The following is an 18,499-nucleotide window of genomic DNA, read 5'->3' as shown; positions in this document are numbered from 1 at the left end:
CCGACCCGGTCTTTGAGTGTTTCTCGATCGCGCGCCGCGTCAAGGACGCCCTTCGGGCGCCGGCTTCGCCGGCCGCTTCGCGGTCCTTGACTCGGCACCCGATCGAGAAAGATTTCGCCTGTATCGGGGCGGCGGCGAGAGAGTGGCGCGGAGTTCATGTGTTTGTTCGCTGACTGCGTAACTGTCATCTGACCTGCGTAAATAGGTCGCGGCTGGGTGCTCGATCGCATATAATAAGGCGCATGTACGAGACCATCGACCACCTCCTCGCAGGGCCGCCTCCGGGCGCGTCCGAGAGTGAGCTGGTGGACTGGATCTCGCGTCTCGAAGCGATGAAGTGCACCGCTGAGGCCGTGCAGGCAGAAGCGGCGGTACGTCTCGACGAGGCCGTCCGGGCCCGCCAGGCCGAGGCCGGGGTTCCTGCCCGGAGGCTTGGCGAAGGGGTGGCCTCCCAGGTCGCGCTGGCACGGCGGGTCTCGCCCGAGAAGGGCGCCAAGCTGCTCGGGCTGGCGAAGATCCTGACCGACGAGATGCCGCACACCTTCGCCCTGATGAAGGCCGGGCTGTTCTCGCAATGGCAGGCCACCATCCTGGCCCGCGAAACCGCCTGCTTGTCGGTCGAGGACCGGCGGGTCATCGATCACGAGCTCTGCGCCGCCGGTCCGGATGGTGAGCCTGCCAAGGCGGTGGCTATGGGGCTACGCCAGCTCGAGAACGCAGCCAAGAAGCTCGCCATCACCCTCGACCAAGCATCCGTCGTCGCCAGGGCCGCGAACGCCGAGAAGGACCGCCGGGTCAGCCTGCGGCCGGCACCCGACACGATGACCTGGCTCGGCGCCCTGCTCCCGGTCAAGGACGGCGTCGCCGTCTTCGCTGCCCTCGATCAAGCGGCCAAGGCTGCCCACGCAGCAGGCGACGAGCGGACCCGGGGCCAGGTCATGGCCGACACCCTCGTCGACCGGATCACCGGCCGCAGCACCACCGGAGCCAAGCCTCGGATCGAGGTCAAGATCGTAATGACCGCCGACACGCTCACCAATGACGCCGATCAGCCGGCCATGGTCGAGGGCTACGGCCCCGTCCCCGCCGCCTGGGCCCGCGAGGCGCTGGCTGATGCGGAGGTGTTCGTCCGACGACTGTTCACCGACCCCGCCGGACGGCTGGTCGCGATGGAATCCCGCTCCAGGAAGGCACCCGACGGGCTGGCCGAGTTCATCGCCACCCGCGACGGCGGGATCTGCCGCACCAACGGCTGCGACGCCCCCATCCGCAACATCGACCACGTCAAACGCCACGCAGACGGCGGCACCACCAGCGCCGACAACCTGCAGGGCTTGTGCGAAAGATGCAATCAGGCCAAGGAAGCCCTCGGCTGGCAGGCCAGACCAGAACCCGACGGCACCATCATCACCACCACACCCACCGGGCACACCTACATCAGCCCACCACCCGACACCTGGCCACCGGACCCACCACTGTCGCCGGCAGAACGCAGGCTGCGCCGCGTACTCCGCGATCACATCCTCGCAGCCTGAGGCTTCCGAGAAACTTTCTTCGGATCGGTGCTTGACCTTGACGCTACGTCAGGGCTGCACGCTTCTTTCACGGCCCCACACAAGGGGCCCGGAAACACACCAACCGATCCAAAGGGAGCACCACCATGAACAACCTGCTGAGCCGCCTCGTAGGGGACAAGAAGGACTGGAAGCGCATGGAAGCCCGCGCCGCCGAACTACCCGCCGACTACCGCACCGTCTACGCAGAGATGAAGAGCTACATGTGGCGCTTCACCGCCGGCGACGGCATGGACATCGTCGCCATCCTCCGCGAGATCCTCGACCTCTTCGAGACCGAGGCCGCCAACGGAACCTCGGTCATCGAGGTCACCGGGACCGACCTCGCCGCCTTCTGCGACGCACGACTGCCCGAGCAGCACGACGCCTACCGCACCAAGCTCCGCACCAACCTCAACAAGATCGCCCAGAAGCTGGCATGAGGTGGCGGGAAAACGTAAGAGCCCCGCTGGCGTCTCGGGTCACCAGCGGGGCAAGAACAATGCTGCCGCATCACCCAAGGGGTTGTCACCCCCTTTCGGCAAAAACTGCAGAATTTTGCATTGCAAGATCCTGGCGAGACCGAAACGGCTCCACGCGGCACCCGTCAGATGACCGCCCCGACGTCCTTGGCGACGATGTTGTCCATCGCGCGCTCGGCGACGGCGGCGATGGTCATCGACGGGTTGCACGCTCCCGTGGTGCCGGGGATGAGCGCTCCGTCGAGGACGTAGAGGCCGTCTTGGCCCTGTACCCGGCCGTCGAGATCGCAGACGGTGCCCATGTTGGCGCCGCCGAGGGGGTGCCAGGTGCTGTTGACGATGCTGTTGGTGTCGATCAGGGCGCCGAGGCCGCCGCTGATCTTCGAGACCCGCTCGTGGATGGCGCGATAGCTCGCCGAGTCGCCGCTGAAGGGGAAGCGCAGGCTCACCGAGTCGGTCAGCGAGCTGTAGCGGAAGCTGCCGCGGTCGGCGCTGACGCCGAAGCCGACCAGCATCGTGGCGCCCAGGTCGAGGCCGAGGGGGAGTGGTGGCAGCGATGCCTGGATGACGGTGTTGGCCGTGGTCGGATCGGCCCAGTCCTGGCTCTGGTAGACGACGGGACCACCCTGTGTACCGGTCAGGTTCTCGTCGAACGGGCGCCACATGTAGATCCGGTCACCGTTGGTGCCCCAGCCCTGGCCGAGCTTCTCGGGAAGATCCGGGATGGTGTCGGTCGCTGCGGCGCGGACCAGGAGCTTGCTGGTGTTGAGCGAGCCGGCCGCCATGACCAGTGCGCGGGTGGTCAGGATCTTCTGCTCCACCACGTCGCCGGCGTCGTTGGTGCGGTCGACGTGGACCTCCCAGCGGCCGTCGGCGGCCCGGGCCACGCTCGTCACGTTGTGGCGGGTGGCGACGTGCACCAGGCCGGTGGCCTCGGCCTGCTCGATGTAGGTGACGTCGACGGAGTGCTTTCCGCCGTTGTTGACGCCCAGGGCGCAGTCGCCGTTGGTATAGGAGGGAGCCATCTCGCCGCGCAGCTCCGCGAGCGCGTACGACCAGTCGATCGGCATCGGGATCTTCCGCAGGTCATAGCCGGCAGCCTCCACGCGCTCGCCGAACGTACGCGAGACCCGGTAGTTGTCCGAGGCGATCAGCTCGTCGGGTGCGGTCGCGGCGCCGAGCATCTTGGCCACGCGTGGGTAGTGGACCCTGTCCATGAGCTCGTAGTCGAGCTCGTTCGGGAACCAGGTGTTGAAGACCTCGGCGGAGGGCTGCAGCGTCATGCCCTGGTAGACCAGCGAGCCACCGCCGACGCCGGCCGCGCACATGGCCAGCATGTTCTGGCCGAGGACGGGCTCGAGCAGGCCGACGTACGGGCCGAAGTTCAGGGGAGTGCCGAGCAGCCTCTGCAGCGGCTTGAGCGCCTCGGGTGCGGTGGTGTGGAACAGCACCCGCTTGTCGAGCGAGCGCACCGTCGGGAAGGTCTGCGCGTCCGGCCCCGTCGGCCAGCGGCGGCCGCGCTCGAGCACCGTCACCGGTACGCCGGCCTCGGCCAGCCGCAGCGCGGCCACCCCGCCACCGAACCCGGACCCGATGACGACCGCCCGGTGCTCCTCCCGCACCAGTCGTACGCGACGGGGCGAGGTGGCTGCGGCCGGCCCGGCGAGCAGCCCGGTCGCGGCGGCACCGGCGGCGCCGGCAGCACCGGCCAGGAACGTACGTCGTGAGGCAGAGGACATGGTCAAGGGGACTCCCTCGGCTCGTGAATCGTCGGTTACTGCCGCGTAAGAGTTGACGAACGGGCGAGGTGTGTCAAGGTTCACAGCCCCGTTCTGGACAACTGTGTCCGGAACGCGACACGTCCCGGAGAGCCCGGCACAGCAACGCAGGAGGCGCAACCACAGCCATGTAGGCTGACCGCACTTCCAACAGCTAAGGACGATCTGAACCCCGATGGACGGACCGCAACCCGGCCAATATCCATGCCCGCTGAGTGATTCGCAGCCGTGCCCGTCGAGGTTGGTGCGATGACCGAGGTCCTGTTCATCCTCCTGGCGCTGCTGCTGGTGGCCGCGTGTGGCGTGTTCGTGGCTGCCGAGTTCTCTCTGGTCACGGTCGACCACTCCCAGGTGGAGATGGCCGCCGAGCAGGGCGACAAGCGCGCCCAAGGCGTGCTCCGCGCGATGAAGGAGCTCTCCAGCAACCTCTCCGGCGCGCAGGTCGGCATCACCGTGACCAACCTCGGCATCGGCTGGATGTCGGAGCCGGCGATCGCCGAGCTGATCGACGCCCCGCTGCTCGCCACCGGCCTGCCCGAGGCCGCGGTGGCGGGGATCGCGGTGGCCATCGCGCTGACCCTCTCCACCATCGTCACGATGCTCTTCGGTGAGCTCGTCCCCAAGAACCTCGCGCTGGCCCTGCCCCTGGAGACGGCGCGCGTCACCCAGGGCCCGATGCGGGCCTTCACCCGGCTCATGCGTGGCCCGATCAAGGTGCTCAACGGCACCGCCAACGCCATCGTGCGCCGCCTGGGCATGGAGCCGCAGGAGGAGCTGCGCTCGGCGCGCAGCTCGGCCGAGCTCTCCTCGCTGATCCAGCGCAGCGCCCACGAGGGCACCCTGGACGCCGACACCGCCGAGCTGATGGAGCGCTCGGTCGAGTTCGGCACCCGCACGGCGGGGGAGATCATGACCCCGCGCGTACGCGTCCACAGCCTGGACCACAACGACCGCGCCGAGGCGCTGATCGAGCTCACCCGGCGTACGGGCAACTCCCGCTTCCCGGTGCTCGACGACAACGAGGCCGTGGTCGGCACCGTGCACGTCAAGGCGGCAGTGGCGCTGCCGGTGCACGAGCGGCCGACGGCCAAGGTCAAGCACCTGATGGTGCCGCCGGTGGTCGTGCCCGACTCGCTGCGCCTGGACCCGTTGATGGCGCTGCTGCGCGCCGAGGGGTTCCAGCTGGCCGTGGTGCTCGACGAGTACGGCGATCAGGCCGGAATCGTCACCCTCGAGGACGTGATCGAGGAGATCGTGGGCGATATCGCAGACGAGCACGACCCGCTCAGCGCCCGCGCGCGGCTGCGCCGTGACGGCGGCTGGTCGCTGTCGGGCCTGCTGCGGCCCGACGAGGTCGAGGACATCACCGGTGTCGCGCTGCCGGAGAGCGAGGACTACGACACCGTCGCCGGTCTGATGCTGAGCCTGCTGGGCCGCATCCCCGAGCCGGGAGCGAGCGCCGAGCTGACGGTGCCCGGCACTCCGCCGCCCGACTCCGACGATGACGACGTCTACGCGAGGTACGTGAAGCTGACCGTGGAGATCATGGACGGGCGCAGGATCGACCGGATCTCGATGCAGGTGATCGGCTGATGAGCACCACTATGGGACTCGTGCTCGGCCTGGTGCTGCTGCTCGCCAACGCCTTCTTCGTCGGCTCGGAGTTCGCCCTGGTCTCGGCCCGGCGCAGCCAGATCGAGCCCGCCGCCCAGGCCGGCTCGCAGATGGCCAGGATCACTCTGCGCGCGATGGAGAACATCAGCCTGATGATGGCCGGTGCTCAGCTGGGCATCACCGTCTGCTCGGTGCTGCTGCTGGCGATCACCGAGCCGGCGCTGGCCCACCTGCTCGAGCCCGGCTTCGACCTGATCGGACTGCCAGAGGCGTTCCACCACCCGGTCGCCTTCGTGATCGCGATGCTCGTGGTCACCTACCTGCACGTGGTGGTCGGCGAGATGGTGCCGAAGAACATCGCACTGGCTGGCCCCGACAAGGCCGCCCTGGTCCTCGGCCCGGCCATCTACGCGGTCGTCTACGTGCTGCGCCCGATCATCGTCGCCTTCAACTACGCCGCCAACGTCTGCGTCCGAGCGCTCGGCATCGAGCCCAAGGACGAGGTGAGCTCCGCCTTCACCCGCGCGGAGGTGGCCGCCATGGTCGAGGAGTCCCGCGGCGAGGGGCTCCTGGAGGAGGACGAGTACGGCCGACTGGCCGGCGCGCTCGGCTTCACCGAGAAGACCGTCGCCAAGGTCACCATCCCGATCTCGGACTGGACGATCGTGCCGCGGGGTGCCTCGGGTTCCGACATCGAGGCGGTGTGCGCCTCGACCGGCTACAGCCGGTTCCCGGTCGCGGGCGACAACGGTGACCTGGTCGGCTACCTGCACATCAAGGACGTACTCGAGCCCGATGACGTACGCCGCCGGCAGCCCGTCCAGAACAAGTGGATCCGCCCGTTCGCGACGGTCACTCCCGACGACGCGCTCCACGAGACCCTCGAGACCCTGCAGCGCCGCGGCGCCCACCTGGCCCGGGTCGTCCGTGACGACGGCAGCACCATCGGGCTGGCGACGCTGGAGGATGTCATCGAGGAGCTGGTCGGCGAGATCCGCGACGCCGCCCACGCCGACGACTCAACGGCTACCGACTAGGGTTGGCTCGTGCCGCGTCTGGTGACCAAGGAGAGCCCGCAGATGCCCAACCGTCGATCCGGTGATCCCCGCCTGCAACATGGCCGGGACGCGCGGCGACCGCAGGGCTCGGCCGACCGCAACCAGCCCGTGCTCGGCAAGCTGCTCAGCATCCTGCGGCTGGTCTACGCGCCGGTGATGCTGTGGGCGGTGATGATCGCCGGGGACGACACGATCGCGCTGTCCGCGTTCGGTCTCGCGATCGTCACCGACCTCCTCGACAGCTGGCTGAACCGCAAGCAGCTCGGAAGCCGCCGCTCGGGAGAGCTGCTCGACGTGGTGGCCAACACCGTCTTCGTCCTGGCGGCGACGCTCGCGCTCTGGCAGATCGACGTGATCCCGTGGCCGATCGCGCTGCTGGTGCCGCTGCGGCTCGTCGGCCTGCTGGCGATGATCCCGGCGCTGCGCAGCCGCGGAGTGCGTACGCTGCCCGTCCATCTTCTCGGCAAGGTGGCCGCCTTCTGCATGCTGGCCTCCTTCCCGCTGCTCTACCTCAGCCACGACATCCCCGAGACCCTCGATCTCGGCCTGGAGCCGAGCCTGCCCATCCAGGTGGCGCAGGCGTTCGGCTGGGCCTTCGCGCTGTGGGGGATCCTGCTGCTGTGGTGGAGCCTGGTGCTCTACGCCCAGGAGGCGCGGCGCCTGATGGCCACCACGCCGCCGCTGGAGAAGGGCGGGGCGACCCGTGCCTGACCAGATCCCCGGTTCCGAGGACCTGCGGGCCTACGTCACCAAGCCACTGCTCGACCGCATCACCGACCAGGCGATCGACTCCGACTACATGGCCGCCGCCGCGCGGCGCGAGCCCACGGGGGAGGAGCCGACGCGGCGTCGCCGGCCGGGCCTGTGGGCGATGGTGGTCGTCGGGCTCTTCGCGCTGCTGGCCACGACCGCCGCGGTGCAGACCTCCCGCAACGAGGACATCCGCCAGACCAGCAGGCAGGTCCTGGTCGACCGCATCGAGCAGCGCCAGGACCGGATCTCCGACCTGCACCAGCAGATCTCCGAGCTGCGGGAGAGCAACCAGAGCCGCGAGGCGGCGCTCAACGCGCTCGGCCTGCGGGCCGAGTCGGCATCCTCGTCCGCCGCGACGACCGCGGAGGAGACCGGGTTCGCCCCGGTGACCGGCTCGGGGATCAGGATCACGATCGACAACGCCGCCGACGGCAGCGAGGGCGGCACCGTCCGCGACTACGATCTCGCCGTGATCGTCAACGGACTGTGGCAGGCGGGTGCGACCGCCGTCGCCGTCGACGGCCAGCGGGTCACCCCGCGCAGCGGCGTGATCACCTCCGGTGCCACCCTCCGGATGAACGACGTCTCGCTCTCGCCGCCCTATGAGGTGTCGGCCGTCGGCGACACGCGTACGCTGGCCGCACGCTTCGCCGAGACGGTCTCCGGCGCGATGATTCACACCACGACGCAGGACTACGGGATGCCCTACGACGTCGAGAACATCGACCGGCTGACCCTTCCCGCGGCGCCTCCTGATCTGCTGGAGTTGACCCACCTCGGGGCCAAGTCCAAGGACAAGGGCACCCAGGGCTCCGAGAAGCCCACCAACAACACCGACGAAGACTCCGAAGAGAACAGCGAAGGGGACCGCGAAGAATGATCGCCGTCATCGGCCTAGTGATCGGCATCGTGCTGGGACTGTTCTTCCAGCCCGAGGTGCCTGTCGGCCTGGCGCCTTACCTGCCGATCGCCGTCGTCGCCGCGCTGGACGCCGTCTTCGGTGCGCTGCGCGCGTTCATGGACGGCATCTTCGACGACAAGGTCTTCGTCGTCTCGTTCATCAGCAACGTCGTCATCGCCGCCGGCATCGTCTACCTCGGTGACCGCCTCGGCGTCGGCGGCCAGCTGTCCACCGGCGTCATCGTTGTCCTCGGCATCCGCATCTTCACGAACGTCGCAGCCATCCGGAGGCACATCTTCCATGCCTGACCGGAAGAGGAGGCCACCGGTGAAGCGCACCGCGGCCAAGCGGACTCCTGCGAAGAAGGCACCGGCGAAGAAGCCCGCCACGCCTCCGGAGGAGACCGTCACCGAGGACGTCGCCACGCCCGAGGCCTCAGACGTTGGTACGCCGCCTGCTGAGCAGGCACCGGCGGAGTCTGTCGAGACGACCGACGCTGCCGAGAACGAGGAGCCGCCGGAGGCGGACGCGCCCGCTGAGGCTGAGTCCGATGAATCCGCGTCCGATGAGGCTGTCGACGAGCCTGAGGAGCCGGTGGCCGAGGACAGCGCCGCGGAGGAGCCCGAAGAGTCGGACGACGCGGGGGTCGCGGAGGACGAATCGGTCGAGCCCACCGACAAGGCGGACGATGTCGAGCCTGTCGAGCCCGTCGACTTCGTCGAGCCCGCTGAGCCTGTAGAGCCTGTAGAGCCTGTCGAGTCGGCGGAGGCCGAGGAGCCGGCCGCCGATGACGTCGAGAAGGGCGACGAGGTCGCTGAGGTCACAGAGCTCGACGAGGTCGAGGACACGGCTGCAGACGAGAAGGCCGCGGAGACTGACGAGTCGGATGATTCGGTTGAGTCGGATGAGCCCGACGAGTCCGACGAGCCCGAGGAGTCCGACGAGCCCGAGGAGGAGCCTGCGCCGTTGGTCGGCCGGGCGCGGCTCTTCGACGCGCTCACCCACTTCCGGCGCGGCCAGGTGGCCGTGGCGGTCCTGCTCTGCGTACTCGGCTACGCCGCCGTGGTGCAGGTCCAGACGAACACCGAGGACTCGACGTACGCCGGTCTGCGCGAGCAGGAGCTGATCGACATCCTCTCCGGCCTGGCCGGCACCACGCAGAAGGCCCAGGAGCAGATCGAGGAGCTCGAGGCGACCCGCGACGAGCTCGAGGACCAGACCCTCCAGCAGCAGACCGCGCTGCAGCGTGCCGAGGAGCAGGTCGACACGCTCCGGGTGATCGCCGGGACGGTGCCGGTCAGCGGTCCGGGCATCACGATCGAGATCGAGCCCGGCGCCGACCCGATACGGCTCACCGCGCTCCTCGACCTGATCGAGGAGCTGCGTACGAGCGGTGCCGAGGCGATGGAGATCGAGGGGGCCGACGGCGAGGCCGTACGCCTGGTCGCGTCGTCCTCGATCGAGGTCAGCCAGCCCGCCGAGGGACTCAACGTCGGCGGCGAGCTGATCAGCCCGCCCTACCGCCTCCAGGTGATCGGCCCGCCCGACACGCTGGCCGGCGCGATCGACTTCTACCAGGGCCCGCAGGACCAGCTCGAGGAGCAGGGCGCCGAGGTAAAGGTGGAGTCGGAGGAGAAGATCGACATCGAGTCGATTCACACCGTGTCCCGCTGACCGTTTCGTCGGTGGGGCGCAGTAGGGTTTCGACAACCGGCTCGCGGGACGATCTTCCGCGGCCAGACCAGTACGCCTGATGAGGAGATGGCCGTGTACCCCGAGGACCTGAAGTACACCAGCGAGCACGAGTGGCTGCGCAACCCTGGCGAGACCGAGGGCTCCGTACGGATCGGGATCACCAACTACGCCCAGGACGCCCTCGGCGACATCGTCTACGTGTCGATGCCCGCCCTCGGCGACACGATCAAGTCCGGCGAGAGCTGCGGCGAGCTGGAGTCGACCAAGTCGGTCAGCGACATCTACGCGCCGATCTCCGGCGAGGTCGTCGCGGTCAACGGATCGCTCGACGCCACGCCCGAGCTGGTCAACGACGACCCCTACGGCGGGGGCTGGCTGTTCGAGGTCACTCCGTCCGATCCTGCCGAGCTGGAGAGCCTCCTCGACGCCGCGGCGTACGAGGCATCACTCGACGCGTAACTCAACCGAACACCTGGGCCGACCTGATAGGTTGCGGATACCATCCCTCAACGTTCACTTGAGGGTAGGTGCCCGGCCCTCGATGAACCTGGAGCTCAAAAATGTCCGTGTGCCCCGCTTGCGGCAGCCAGAACCCCGACGAAGCGCGGTTCTGCTCGCAGTGTGGCGTAAGCCTGACCGGGACCGACCAGACCTCGACGATTCAGCTCGGGGCTGACGCCGACACCTCTGACCGGGTGCTGAGCCCGGTCGAGGCGGCAACCGTCGAGGCCCTGCCGCGGGGCAACGGCATGCTCGTCGTGCAGCGTGGTCCCGGTGCCGGAAGCCGCTTCCTCCTCGACCAGGACACCGTGGTCGCGGGTCGTCACCCGGACAGCGACATCTTCCTCGACGACGTCACCGTCTCGCGTCGCCACGCGGAGTTCGCGCGCACCGGCGACACCTTCGAGGTCTCCGACGTCGGCAGCCTCAACGGCACCTACGTCAACCGGGACCGGATCGAGAAGGTCGTCCTCAAGGACGGCGACGAGGTCCAGGTCGGGAAGTTCCGGCTCGTCTTCTACGCCGGGCACGAAGGGGCGTAGCCGATGGCCGCCGCCGCGATGCCTGACCCTCAACGGCCGGCTAGCGACTCGGGGGAGCGGCTCAACATCGGGCAGGTCCTGGATCAGCTGCGTCCGGACTTTCCCACGGTCACGATCCCCAAGATCCGGTTTCTCGAGGACAAGGGACTGATCAAGCCGGAGCGCACGCCTGCGGGCTACCGCAAGTTCTCCCGCCGCGATGTCGAGCGGCTTCGCTATGTCCTGAGGATGCAGCGCGACCACTACCTGCCGCTCAAGGTCATCGGCGAGCACCTCGACGCGATCGACCGAGGCCTCGAGCCGCCGGCGATCGAGGCGACCGTGCCCACGGTCCCGACGGTGGCCCTGACGCCCAGCGGCGCGCCGGGCGCGGAGTCGTTCCGGCGTACGGACAACATGCGGATCTCGCGGCGCGAGCTCCTCAAGGTGGCCGAGGTCGACGACGCGCTGCTGACCGAGCTGGAGAAGATGGCGCTGGTGGTGCCGCTGCGCAGCGGTCACTACGACACCGACGCCCTCGCGATCGCGCGCACGGCCAAGGAGCTGGCCGAGTTCGGCATCGAGCCCCGTCACCTGCGTGGCATGAAGGCCGCCGCCGACCGCGAGGTCGGTCTCATCGAGCAGATCGTGGCGCCGCTGCGGCGCCCCGGGAACGCCGGAGCGCAGGGCCGGGCCGAGGAGATCGGCAGCGAGATCGCCTCCCTGGCGGTCCGTCTGCACGCCACCTTGGTGAAGTCAGGACTGCGCGACCGCTGACTCGGTCCATGTCGCCGGTCAACCGGGCTGCTGTCGCGACCCGGAGACGGGTAGGGTGGATGTCATGCGCGAGGTCGATGTGCTCGGAGTCCGAGTGGAGATGCCCTCCAACCAGCCGATCGTGCTGTTGCGCGAGGTGGCGGGTGAGCGATACCTGCCCATCTGGATCGGCGCGGTGGAGGCGACCGCGATCGCCTTCGCCCAGCAGGGCGTGGTGCCGCCGCGGCCGCTGACCCACGACCTGCTCAAGGACGTGCTGGAGGCGACCGGCAACGAGCTCACCGAGGTGCAGATCACCTCGGTCACCGACCGCGTCTTCTACGCCAACCTGGTCTTCGCCTCGGGTGTCGAGGTGAGCGCGCGGCCCTCGGACTCGATCGCGCTGGCTCTGCGTACCGGGACCAAGATCGTGGTCTCCGATGAGGTCCTGGACGAGGCGGGGCTCGCTGTCCCGGCCGAGCAGGAGGACGAGATCGAGAAGTTCCGCGAGTTCCTCGACGAGATCACGCCCGAGGACTTCGAGTCCCACTGACGCTCGGCAAGATCAGTCGCTCAGCGCGAGCATCGCCTTCTCGTCGATCGTGTCTGCCTCCGCCTGGTAGACGATCATGCGCTGACCGCCGGTGCGGGCCAGCTGCATAACCTCGTAGGTGAGCGTCATCCGGCCCACCCGCGGATGCTCGAAGGTCTTGGTGCCACCGCTGCGCTCGCACACGTCGTAGAGCTCCCAGATCGCGGCGAACTCCGGCGACTTGAGCAGCAGCTCGCCCACCAGCGCGGCCAACCGGGGTGAGTCGACATCGGCGCCACCGACGGCGCGCAGGTGGGCGACCGAGCTCGTCACCGTCTGGTGCCACGGGTCGAGCAGGTGTCGCCCGATCGGGTCGAGGAAGAGGTAGCGAGTCAGGTTCCGGTGCTCCCGCGGACCGTCCCACAGGCCCGGGTAGAGCCGCCGGGCCGGCCGGTTGGCCGCGAGGACGTCGTTGTGCCTGCTGAACACGAAGGCCGGCAGCGGGCCCAGCTGCTCGAGCATGACGAGCACCGAGGGACGTACGGTCGTGTCGGTCGTCGCCTGGGGCACGCTGGCGCGCCCCGAGGCGACCTCGGCCAGCTCGTGCAGGCGCTGGTGGGCATCGCCGCTCAGGCGCAGTGTGCGGGCCAGGGAGTCCAGGACCGCCGTCGACGGGTTGGTCTCCCGTCCGCGTTCCAGTCGGGTGTAGTAGTCGACCGAGACGCCAGCGAGGGCAGCCAGCTCCTCGCGCCGCAGCCCAGGCGTACGCCGTACGCCGGTGCCGGCGGGCAGGCCTGCCTCCTCCGGGGTCACCCGTGCCCGGCGGGCGCGCAGGTAGCGCCCCAGCTCGGTCGCAGCCATGTCGCTCATCCCTACCAGTGTGCCGCAGGTCCGGCTCGGGTGAGGGGCCGTGTCACACCCACCCCTGGTGACACCCCGGCATCGCGCGGTCTGCCTCTGCGCGCGAGGCGAGACCAGACTTTCGGGGACAACGACCTGGAGGAGGAGCACGATGACCGCAGTTGCCCACGAGGTGCCGAGCGGAGGCCCGGCAGCGGCGCCGGCGGGGAGCGTTCGAGCACTGCTCGCCGCTCTCCTGGGGTTCACGGTGATCACCGTCGACGTCTCCGCGGTCAACATCGCGCTGCCCTATCTGCACCGGGACCTGGGTGGCGGGATGGCCGGGCTGCAGTGGGTCGTGGACGCGTACACGCTGATGTTCGCGGCGCTGATGCTCTCGGCGGGCGCGGTGACCGACCGGGTCGGCCCGGTACGGGCCTATGCCCTGGGGGTGGTGCTGTTCACCGTCGCCTCCGTGGCCTGCGCGGCCGCTCCGGTGATGCCGGCACTCATCGCGGCGCGGGTGCTCCAGGGTGCTGCCGCCGCGCTGGTGATGCCGGCGTCGCTGGCGCTGGTCAGGGTGGCGTACGACGACGCGCGGGCCCGGGGTCAGGCCATCGCCGTGTGGACCATCGGCGGGTCTGCGGCGATGGCGCTGGGTCCGGTGGCCGGAGGCCTGCTGAGCGAGTACGCCGGCTGGCGCTGGGTGTTCCTGGTCAACGTCCCGGTCGGGATCCTCATCGTGGCCCTGCTGGCCGGTCTGCGGATCCGGGCGGTGCGGCGCCGGTCGCCGCTCGACCTCCCTGGCCAGGCGCTCGCCGTGGTCGCGCTGTCGGCTCTGACGTACGCCGTCATCGAGGCCGGCCACAGCGGCTGGCACGCGGGCGCGCTGCTCGCAGCGGCGATATCGGTCTCGGCGGCGGGCGCCTTCGTGGTGGTCGAGCACCGCTCCGCGGCGCCGGTGCTGCCGCTCGGCCTGGTGGCTCGGGGCAGGGTGGCGGTCGCGCTGGTCTCCGGGTTCGGCATCAACTTCGGGTTCTACGGTGGGATCTTCCTGCTCGGGCTCTACTACCAGCAGGTGCGGGGCTGGAGCGGTGCCGAGGCGGGGCTGATGTTCGTCATCCCGGCGGCCATGACCACCTGCGCCAATGTCGTGGCGCCGCGCCTGGCGTATGTCGTGGGCCGGCGCCCGCTCATCGTCGGCGGCCAGCTGATCCTCGCGGTGGGGATGCTCGCCCTGTTCCCGCTTTCGACGACCACGCCGGTCTGGCTGGTCCTGGTGCTGCTCGTCCCGCTCGCAACCGGCGGCGCGCTGGCGATCACCCTCGTCACCGCCGACCTGATCGATGCCGTCGAGCCCGCCCGGGTGGGTGTCGCCACCGGCGCGCTGAGCACGTTCCGGCAGACCGGCGGCGCGATCGCGGTCGCCGTCTTCGGCGGTCTGGGAGCCGGCGCGAGCGGGATCCTCACCCTTCCCGGGATGCGGGTCTGCCTCCTCGTCGGAGCCGTGGTACTGGTGCTGACCGCACTGATTGCGACCGCCAGACGCCGAAAGCCTCAGGCTCTACGTGAGGGTTAGCCCCGACGACACGCCGGAGAGGGTTCTTTGACCAGGGCCCTTGCGACGCTTACCTTGTAGTTGTCTCTGTTGTAACTCCAACGATGTGGTCCCCCCGCCGCAGCCGTTCATTCCCCGAGTGGAGTTACGCACAACGGAGTAGACGATGGAGGACATCGTGTTCGACCACGAACAGAAGCCCGGCCACGGCGCCGACGACGCGCAACGCGCGGCGGAGCAGGCTGACGAGCAGGGCCTTCTCTTCACCGACGATGTCTCGCCCCTGCCGAGCGACACCGGTTACCGCGGGCCCACGGCCTGCAACGCTGCGGGGATCAGCTACCGCCAGCTCGACTACTGGGCCCGCACCGGTCTCGTCGAGCCGAGCGTGCGCGGGGCCACCGGCTCCGGCACCCAGCGGCTCTACTCCTTCCGCGACATCCTGATTCTCAAGGTCATCAAGCGACTCCTCGACGCCGGCATCTCGCTGCAGCAGATCCGTGCTGCCGTGCAGCACCTGCGCGAGCGGGGCACCGACGACCTGACCCGCGTCACGCTGATGAGCGACGGCGCCTCGGTCTATGAGTGCACCAGCAACGACGAGGTCATCGACCTGCTCCAGGGCGGGCAGGGCGTCTTCGGCATCGCCATCGGTGGCGTCTGGCGCGAGATCGAGGGCACCCTCTCCGAGCTCCCCAGCGAGCGTGCGGCCGAGGACGGCGAGCAGGTCGCCTCGATGTCCGACGAGCTCTCCGCCCGCCGCGCCGCCCGCAACGCCGGGTAAGTAAACCTCACGTAACACTCGACCCCGAGGTCCCCGCTGAGGCGGGGGCTCGGGGTCGAGTCGTTTATGCTGGTGGTGCTGACCATCCCGCACGGGAGAGCTCCTCTCGAAGGGGCGCCGAAGGGGCAATTCCTCCCCGGAAACTCTCAGGCATCCACGACTGTGCGGACCAGGCAACTCTGAAGCGGCGCAGGTGCGGTGACAGAGGGGGAGGGCGTACGAGTTGTCTTAGATGCCCTCAGGAGCCACTGTGTCCGACACGCCCACTCTGTCCGAGCTCGACGCCGCCTCCCCGTTCGTGGCGCGCCACGTCGGACTCTCGGCCGCCGACGAGGCGACCATGCTCGCGCGGCTCGGGTACGACTCGGTAGCAGCGATGATGGACGCCGCCGTCCCGGCCGGGATCCGCTCGGTCGAGTCGCTGGACCTGCCGGCCGCGCTGAGCGAGGCGCAGGTCGCGTCGCTGGCGCGGGAGATCGCGGCCTCCAACAAGCCCGGCGAGGCGATGATCGGACTCGGCTACCACGCCACCGTGACGCCACCGGTTATCCGTCGCAACGTGCTCGAGGACCCGAGCTGGTACACCGCCTACACGCCCTACCAGCCCGAGATCTCCCAGGGTCGTCTCGAGGCGCTCATCAACTTCCAGACCATGGTCGGCGACCTGACCGGCCTGCCGGTGGCCAACTCCTCGCTCTTGGACGAGGGCACCGCGGCCGCCGAGGCGCTGGCGCTGGTGCACCGGGCCAACCGCAAGGTCTCCCAGAAAAATGGCGGGGCTCCGTTCGTCATCGACGCCGACGCCCTGCCGCAGTCGATCGAGGTCGTGAAGGTGCGCGCCGAGGCGATGGGCCTCGAGGTCGTCGTGGCCGACCTCTCGCAGGGTCTGCCCGAGGGCGACGTGATCGGCGTGCTGGTGCAGTACCCCGGCGCCTCCGGTCGCGTGCCCGACCTGAAGCCGGTCATCGACGCCGCCCATGAGCGGGGCGCGCTGGCCGTTGTGGCCGCCGACCTGCTCGCGCTCACCGTCCTGGAGGCGCCCGGCACCCTCGGCGCCGACGTCGTCGTCGGCTCCACCCAGCGCTTCGGCATCCCGCTCTTCTACGGCGGCCCGCACGCCGGCTACATGGCCGTCCACGAGGGGATCGAGCGGCACCTGCCCGGTCGTCTCGTCGGCGTCTCGGTCGATGCCGAGGGGCGGCCCGCGTACCGTCTCGCGCTGCAGACGCGCGAGCAGCACATCCGCCGGGAGAAGGCGACCTCCAACATCTGCACCGCCCAGGTGCTGCTGGCCGTCGGCGCCTCGATGTACGCCGTCTACCACGGCCCCGACGGGCTGCGGACGATCGCGACCCGCACCCACCGCTACGCCGCCGTCCTGGCCGCCGCGCTCAAGTCGGCCGGGCTCCCCCTGGTCTCGGAGACCTTCTTCGACACGCTGGGTGTCACCGTCCCAGGCCGGGCGGCCGATGTCGTCACCGCGGCGCGTCGTTTCGGCGTACATCTTCGTCTCGTGGACGCCGACACCGTCGGCATCTCGACCTCGGAGGCGACCACTCGCTCGACCCTGTCTGCCGTGCTCAACGCCTTCGGCATCTCGGGTGCGGACTTGGACGAGATCGACCGCACCACGGCCAGCGCGCTGCCCGACGGCCTGCTGCGCACCACCGACTACCTCACCCACGAGGTCTTCAACGCGCACCACAGCGAGACCCAGATGCTGCGCTACCTGCACAAGCTGGCGGCGCGCGACTACGCGCTCGACAAGGGCATGATCCCGCTCGGCTCGTGCACCATGAAGCTCAACGCGACCACCGAGATGGAGCCGATCTCGCTGCCCGGCTTCGCGGACCTGCACCCGTTCGTGCCCGCCGAGGACGCCGCCGGCTACACGCGCCTCGTCGGGGAGCTCGAGGGGTGGCTGGCCGAGGTCACCGGCTACGACGAGGTCTCCATCCAGCCGAACGCCGGCTCGCAGGGCGAGTTCGCCGGCCTGATGGCGATCCGCGGCTACCTGGACGCCCAGGGCCAGGGTCACCGCAAGATCTGCCTGATGCCCTCCTCCGCCCACGGCACCAACGCCGCCTCGGCCGTGATGGCCGGGATGAAGGTCGAGGTCGTGAAGTCGTCCGAGGACGGCACCGTCGACCTCGACGACCTGCGGGCGAAGCTGGACGCCCACGGCGAGAACGTCGCCGCGATCATGGTGACCTACCCCTCGACCCACGGGGTCTACGAGGAGGGCATCACCGAGGTCTGCTCGCTGGTGCACGAGGCCGGCGGTCAGGTCTACATCGACGGCGCCAACTTCAACGCGCTCCTGGGCTACGCCAAGCCCGGCGAGTTCGGTGGCGACGTCTCCCACCTGAACCTGCACAAGACCTTCTGCATCCCGCACGGCGGTGGTGGTCCGGGCGTCGGTCCGGTCGCGGTCCGCTCCCACCTGGCGCCCTACCTGCCCTCGCACTCCCTGCACCCGGACACCTCGAAGCGTTCGGGCATCGGCGCGATCTCGGCTGCTCCGTACGGCTCGGCCGGCATCCTGCCGATCTCGTGGGCGTACGTCCGGCTCATGGGCGCCGAGGGTCTGACCCGGGCGACGTCCGCCGCGGTGCTGTCGGCCAACTACGTCGCCTCGCGCCTCAACGAGCACTTCCCGGTGCTCTACCGTGGCGAGACCGGCCTGGTCGCGCACGAGTGCATCCTCGACCTGCGGCCGATCACGAAGGATACCGGTGTCACCGTCGACGACGTCGCCAAGCGGCTCATCGACTACGGCTTCCACGCCCCGACGATGTCCTTCCCGGTCGCCGGCACGCTCATGGTCGAGCCCACCGAGTCCGAGGACCTCGGCGAGCTGGACCGGTTCATCGACGCGATGATCGCGATCAAGGGCGAGATCGACCGGGTCGCCACGGGTGAGTGGACCGCCGAGACCTCGGTCCTGCGCGGCGCCCCGCACACCTCCCGTGCCCTCGTCGGTGACTGGGACCGTGCCTACTCCCGGGAGGAGGCCGTCTTCCCGCGCGGCATCGACCCCGACAAGTACTGGCCTCCGGTGGCCCGTATCGACAACACCTACGGCGACCGCAACCTGGTCTGCTCCTGCCCGCCCGTGGAGTCCTTCGCCGAGTGACCTCCCGCCGAGTCGGCGCGTCATGACGCGCCGACTC

17 protein-coding genes and 1 riboswitch are annotated in these 18,499 nt (G+C 69.4%); of the genes, 15 read left to right on the top strand and 2 right to left on the bottom strand.

Going from position 1 to position 18,499, the window contains the following annotated elements; translation table 11 throughout:
* Window positions 1-242 precede the first annotated feature (242 nt).
* Both OH802_RS19805 and OH802_RS19800 read left to right on the top strand, forming a co-directional pair.
* Window positions 243-1,535 (top strand): DUF222 domain-containing protein, encoded by a 1,293-nt coding sequence (locus tag OH802_RS19805; protein ID WP_406021306.1) that lies wholly within the window; start codon window positions 243-245, stop codon window positions 1,533-1,535.
* A 125-nt stretch (window positions 1,536-1,660) separates the two neighbouring features.
* Window positions 1,661-1,996 (top strand): DUF1048 domain-containing protein, encoded by a 336-nt coding sequence (locus OH802_RS19800; protein ID WP_406021304.1) that lies wholly within the window; start codon window positions 1,661-1,663, stop codon window positions 1,994-1,996.
* Window positions 1,997-2,160: 164 nt separating this feature from the next.
* On the opposite strand, the gene OH802_RS19795 is transcribed toward OH802_RS19800, so the two are convergent.
* Entirely contained in the window at window positions 2,161-3,774 is a 1,614-nt protein-coding gene (locus OH802_RS19795) for a GMC oxidoreductase (protein ID WP_406021302.1), read from the bottom strand.
* Window positions 3,775-4,062: 288 nt separating this feature from the next.
* Between OH802_RS19795 and OH802_RS19790 the strand changes: the two genes are divergently transcribed.
* The 10 genes from OH802_RS19790 to OH802_RS19745 all read left to right on the top strand — a co-directional run bounded on the left by OH802_RS19790 (window position 4,063) and on the right by OH802_RS19745 (window position 12,165).
* Window positions 4,063-5,406, top strand: coding sequence for a hemolysin family protein (locus OH802_RS19790; RefSeq protein ID WP_406021300.1), 1,344 nt, complete (start codon window positions 4,063-4,065; stop codon window positions 5,404-5,406).
* Window positions 5,406-6,464: a hemolysin family protein gene (locus tag OH802_RS19785; RefSeq protein ID WP_406021298.1), complete on the top strand. Its 1,059-nt coding sequence runs from the start codon at window positions 5,406-5,408 to the stop codon at window positions 6,462-6,464. The genes OH802_RS19790 and OH802_RS19785 overlap by 1 nt, the downstream gene beginning before the upstream one ends.
* A gap of 9 nt (window positions 6,465-6,473) precedes the next feature.
* On the top strand, window positions 6,474-7,196 hold the full coding sequence (locus OH802_RS19780; RefSeq protein ID WP_406021296.1) for a CDP-alcohol phosphatidyltransferase family protein: 723 nt from the start codon (window positions 6,474-6,476) through the stop codon (window positions 7,194-7,196).
* Complete coding sequence (locus OH802_RS19775) at window positions 7,189-8,118, top strand: DUF881 domain-containing protein (RefSeq protein WP_406021294.1); 930 nt, start codon at window positions 7,189-7,191, stop codon at window positions 8,116-8,118. Before OH802_RS19780 ends, OH802_RS19775 begins: the two co-directional genes overlap by 8 nt.
* Window positions 8,115-8,447 carry a small basic family protein gene (locus OH802_RS19770; RefSeq protein ID WP_008359542.1) on the top strand — a complete coding sequence of 111 codons (333 nt, stop codon included), beginning with the start codon at window positions 8,115-8,117 and terminating at the stop codon, window positions 8,445-8,447. The genes OH802_RS19775 and OH802_RS19770 overlap by 4 nt, the downstream gene beginning before the upstream one ends.
* Before the next feature lie 19 nt (window positions 8,448-8,466).
* Window positions 8,467-9,813: a DUF881 domain-containing protein gene (locus OH802_RS19765; RefSeq protein WP_406021291.1), complete on the top strand. Its 1,347-nt coding sequence runs from the start codon at window positions 8,467-8,469 to the stop codon at window positions 9,811-9,813.
* 93 nt (window positions 9,814-9,906) lie between these two features.
* Window positions 9,907-10,293, top strand: coding sequence for a glycine cleavage system protein GcvH (gene gcvH, locus OH802_RS19760; RefSeq protein ID WP_378833691.1), 387 nt, complete (start codon window positions 9,907-9,909; stop codon window positions 10,291-10,293).
* A gap of 101 nt (window positions 10,294-10,394) precedes the next feature.
* Window positions 10,395-10,877, top strand: coding sequence for an FHA domain-containing protein (locus OH802_RS19755; protein WP_160023650.1), 483 nt, complete (start codon window positions 10,395-10,397; stop codon window positions 10,875-10,877).
* A gap of 3 nt (window positions 10,878-10,880) precedes the next feature.
* Window positions 10,881-11,633: a MerR family transcriptional regulator gene (locus OH802_RS19750; protein WP_350658248.1), complete on the top strand. Its 753-nt coding sequence runs from the start codon at window positions 10,881-10,883 to the stop codon at window positions 11,631-11,633.
* 64 nt (window positions 11,634-11,697) lie between these two features.
* Window positions 11,698-12,165 carry a bifunctional nuclease family protein gene (locus OH802_RS19745; RefSeq protein ID WP_091042032.1) on the top strand — a complete coding sequence of 156 codons (468 nt, stop codon included), beginning with the start codon at window positions 11,698-11,700 and terminating at the stop codon, window positions 12,163-12,165.
* A 12-nt stretch (window positions 12,166-12,177) separates the two neighbouring features.
* On the opposite strand, the gene OH802_RS19740 is transcribed toward OH802_RS19745, so the two are convergent.
* Window positions 12,178-13,014, bottom strand: coding sequence for a helix-turn-helix transcriptional regulator (locus OH802_RS19740; RefSeq protein ID WP_406021288.1), 837 nt, complete (start codon window positions 13,012-13,014; stop codon window positions 12,178-12,180).
* A 142-nt stretch (window positions 13,015-13,156) separates the two neighbouring features.
* On the opposite strand from OH802_RS19740, the gene OH802_RS19735 reads away from it, so the two are divergent.
* The 3 genes from OH802_RS19735 (at window position 13,157) to gcvP (ending at window position 18,462) form a co-directional block, all read left to right on the top strand.
* A complete protein-coding gene (locus tag OH802_RS19735; protein WP_406021286.1) occupies window positions 13,157-14,563 on the top strand; it encodes an MFS transporter in 1,407 nt (468 codons plus the stop codon).
* A 145-nt stretch (window positions 14,564-14,708) separates the two neighbouring features.
* Entirely contained in the window at window positions 14,709-15,326 is a 618-nt protein-coding gene (locus OH802_RS19730) for a MerR family transcriptional regulator (protein ID WP_350658253.1), read from the top strand.
* Window positions 15,327-15,408: 82 nt separating this feature from the next.
* A riboswitch (glycine riboswitch) is annotated at window positions 15,409-15,499 on the top strand.
* Between the two features lie 59 nt (window positions 15,500-15,558).
* Complete coding sequence (gcvP, locus tag OH802_RS19725; protein WP_406021283.1) at window positions 15,559-18,462, top strand: aminomethyl-transferring glycine dehydrogenase; 2,904 nt, start codon at window positions 15,559-15,561, stop codon at window positions 18,460-18,462.
* Window positions 18,463-18,499: the final 37 nt, after the last annotated feature.

The organism is Nocardioides sp. NBC_00850 (genome assembly GCF_045207335.1).
Lineage (GTDB): Bacteria > Actinomycetota > Actinomycetes > Propionibacteriales > Nocardioidaceae > Nocardioides.
Note: the sequence above shows the minus strand (reverse complement) of the source record. Positions and strands in the feature narration are given on the sequence as shown.

Excerpts from the sequence above, each read along its gene's own strand:
- OH802_RS19795 (WP_406021302.1), bottom strand. The coding sequence starts at position 3,774 with ATGTCCTCTGCCTCACGACGTACGTTCCTGGCCGGTGCTGCCGGCGCC.
- OH802_RS19740 (WP_406021288.1), bottom strand. The coding sequence starts at position 13,014 with ATGAGCGACATGGCTGCGACCGAGCTGGGGCGCTACCTGCGCGCCCGC.
- OH802_RS19750 (WP_350658248.1), top strand. The coding sequence starts at position 10,881 with ATGGCCGCCGCCGCGATGCCTGACCCTCAACGGCCGGCTAGCGACTCG.
- OH802_RS19770 (WP_008359542.1), top strand. The coding sequence starts at position 8,115 with ATGATCGCCGTCATCGGCCTAGTGATCGGCATCGTGCTGGGACTGTTC.
- OH802_RS19785 (WP_406021298.1), top strand. The coding sequence starts at position 5,406 with ATGAGCACCACTATGGGACTCGTGCTCGGCCTGGTGCTGCTGCTCGCC.
- OH802_RS19755 (WP_160023650.1), top strand. The coding sequence starts at position 10,395 with ATGTCCGTGTGCCCCGCTTGCGGCAGCCAGAACCCCGACGAAGCGCGG.
- OH802_RS19790 (WP_406021300.1), top strand. The coding sequence starts at position 4,063 with ATGACCGAGGTCCTGTTCATCCTCCTGGCGCTGCTGCTGGTGGCCGCG.
- OH802_RS19730 (WP_350658253.1), top strand. The coding sequence starts at position 14,709 with ATGGAGGACATCGTGTTCGACCACGAACAGAAGCCCGGCCACGGCGCC.
- gcvP (WP_406021283.1), top strand. The coding sequence starts at position 15,559 with ATGCCCTCAGGAGCCACTGTGTCCGACACGCCCACTCTGTCCGAGCTC.
- OH802_RS19800 (WP_406021304.1), top strand. The coding sequence starts at position 1,661 with ATGAACAACCTGCTGAGCCGCCTCGTAGGGGACAAGAAGGACTGGAAG.
- OH802_RS19735 (WP_406021286.1), top strand. The coding sequence starts at position 13,157 with ATGACCGCAGTTGCCCACGAGGTGCCGAGCGGAGGCCCGGCAGCGGCG.
- OH802_RS19805 (WP_406021306.1), top strand. The coding sequence starts at position 243 with ATGTACGAGACCATCGACCACCTCCTCGCAGGGCCGCCTCCGGGCGCG.
- OH802_RS19745 (WP_091042032.1), top strand. The coding sequence starts at position 11,698 with ATGCGCGAGGTCGATGTGCTCGGAGTCCGAGTGGAGATGCCCTCCAAC.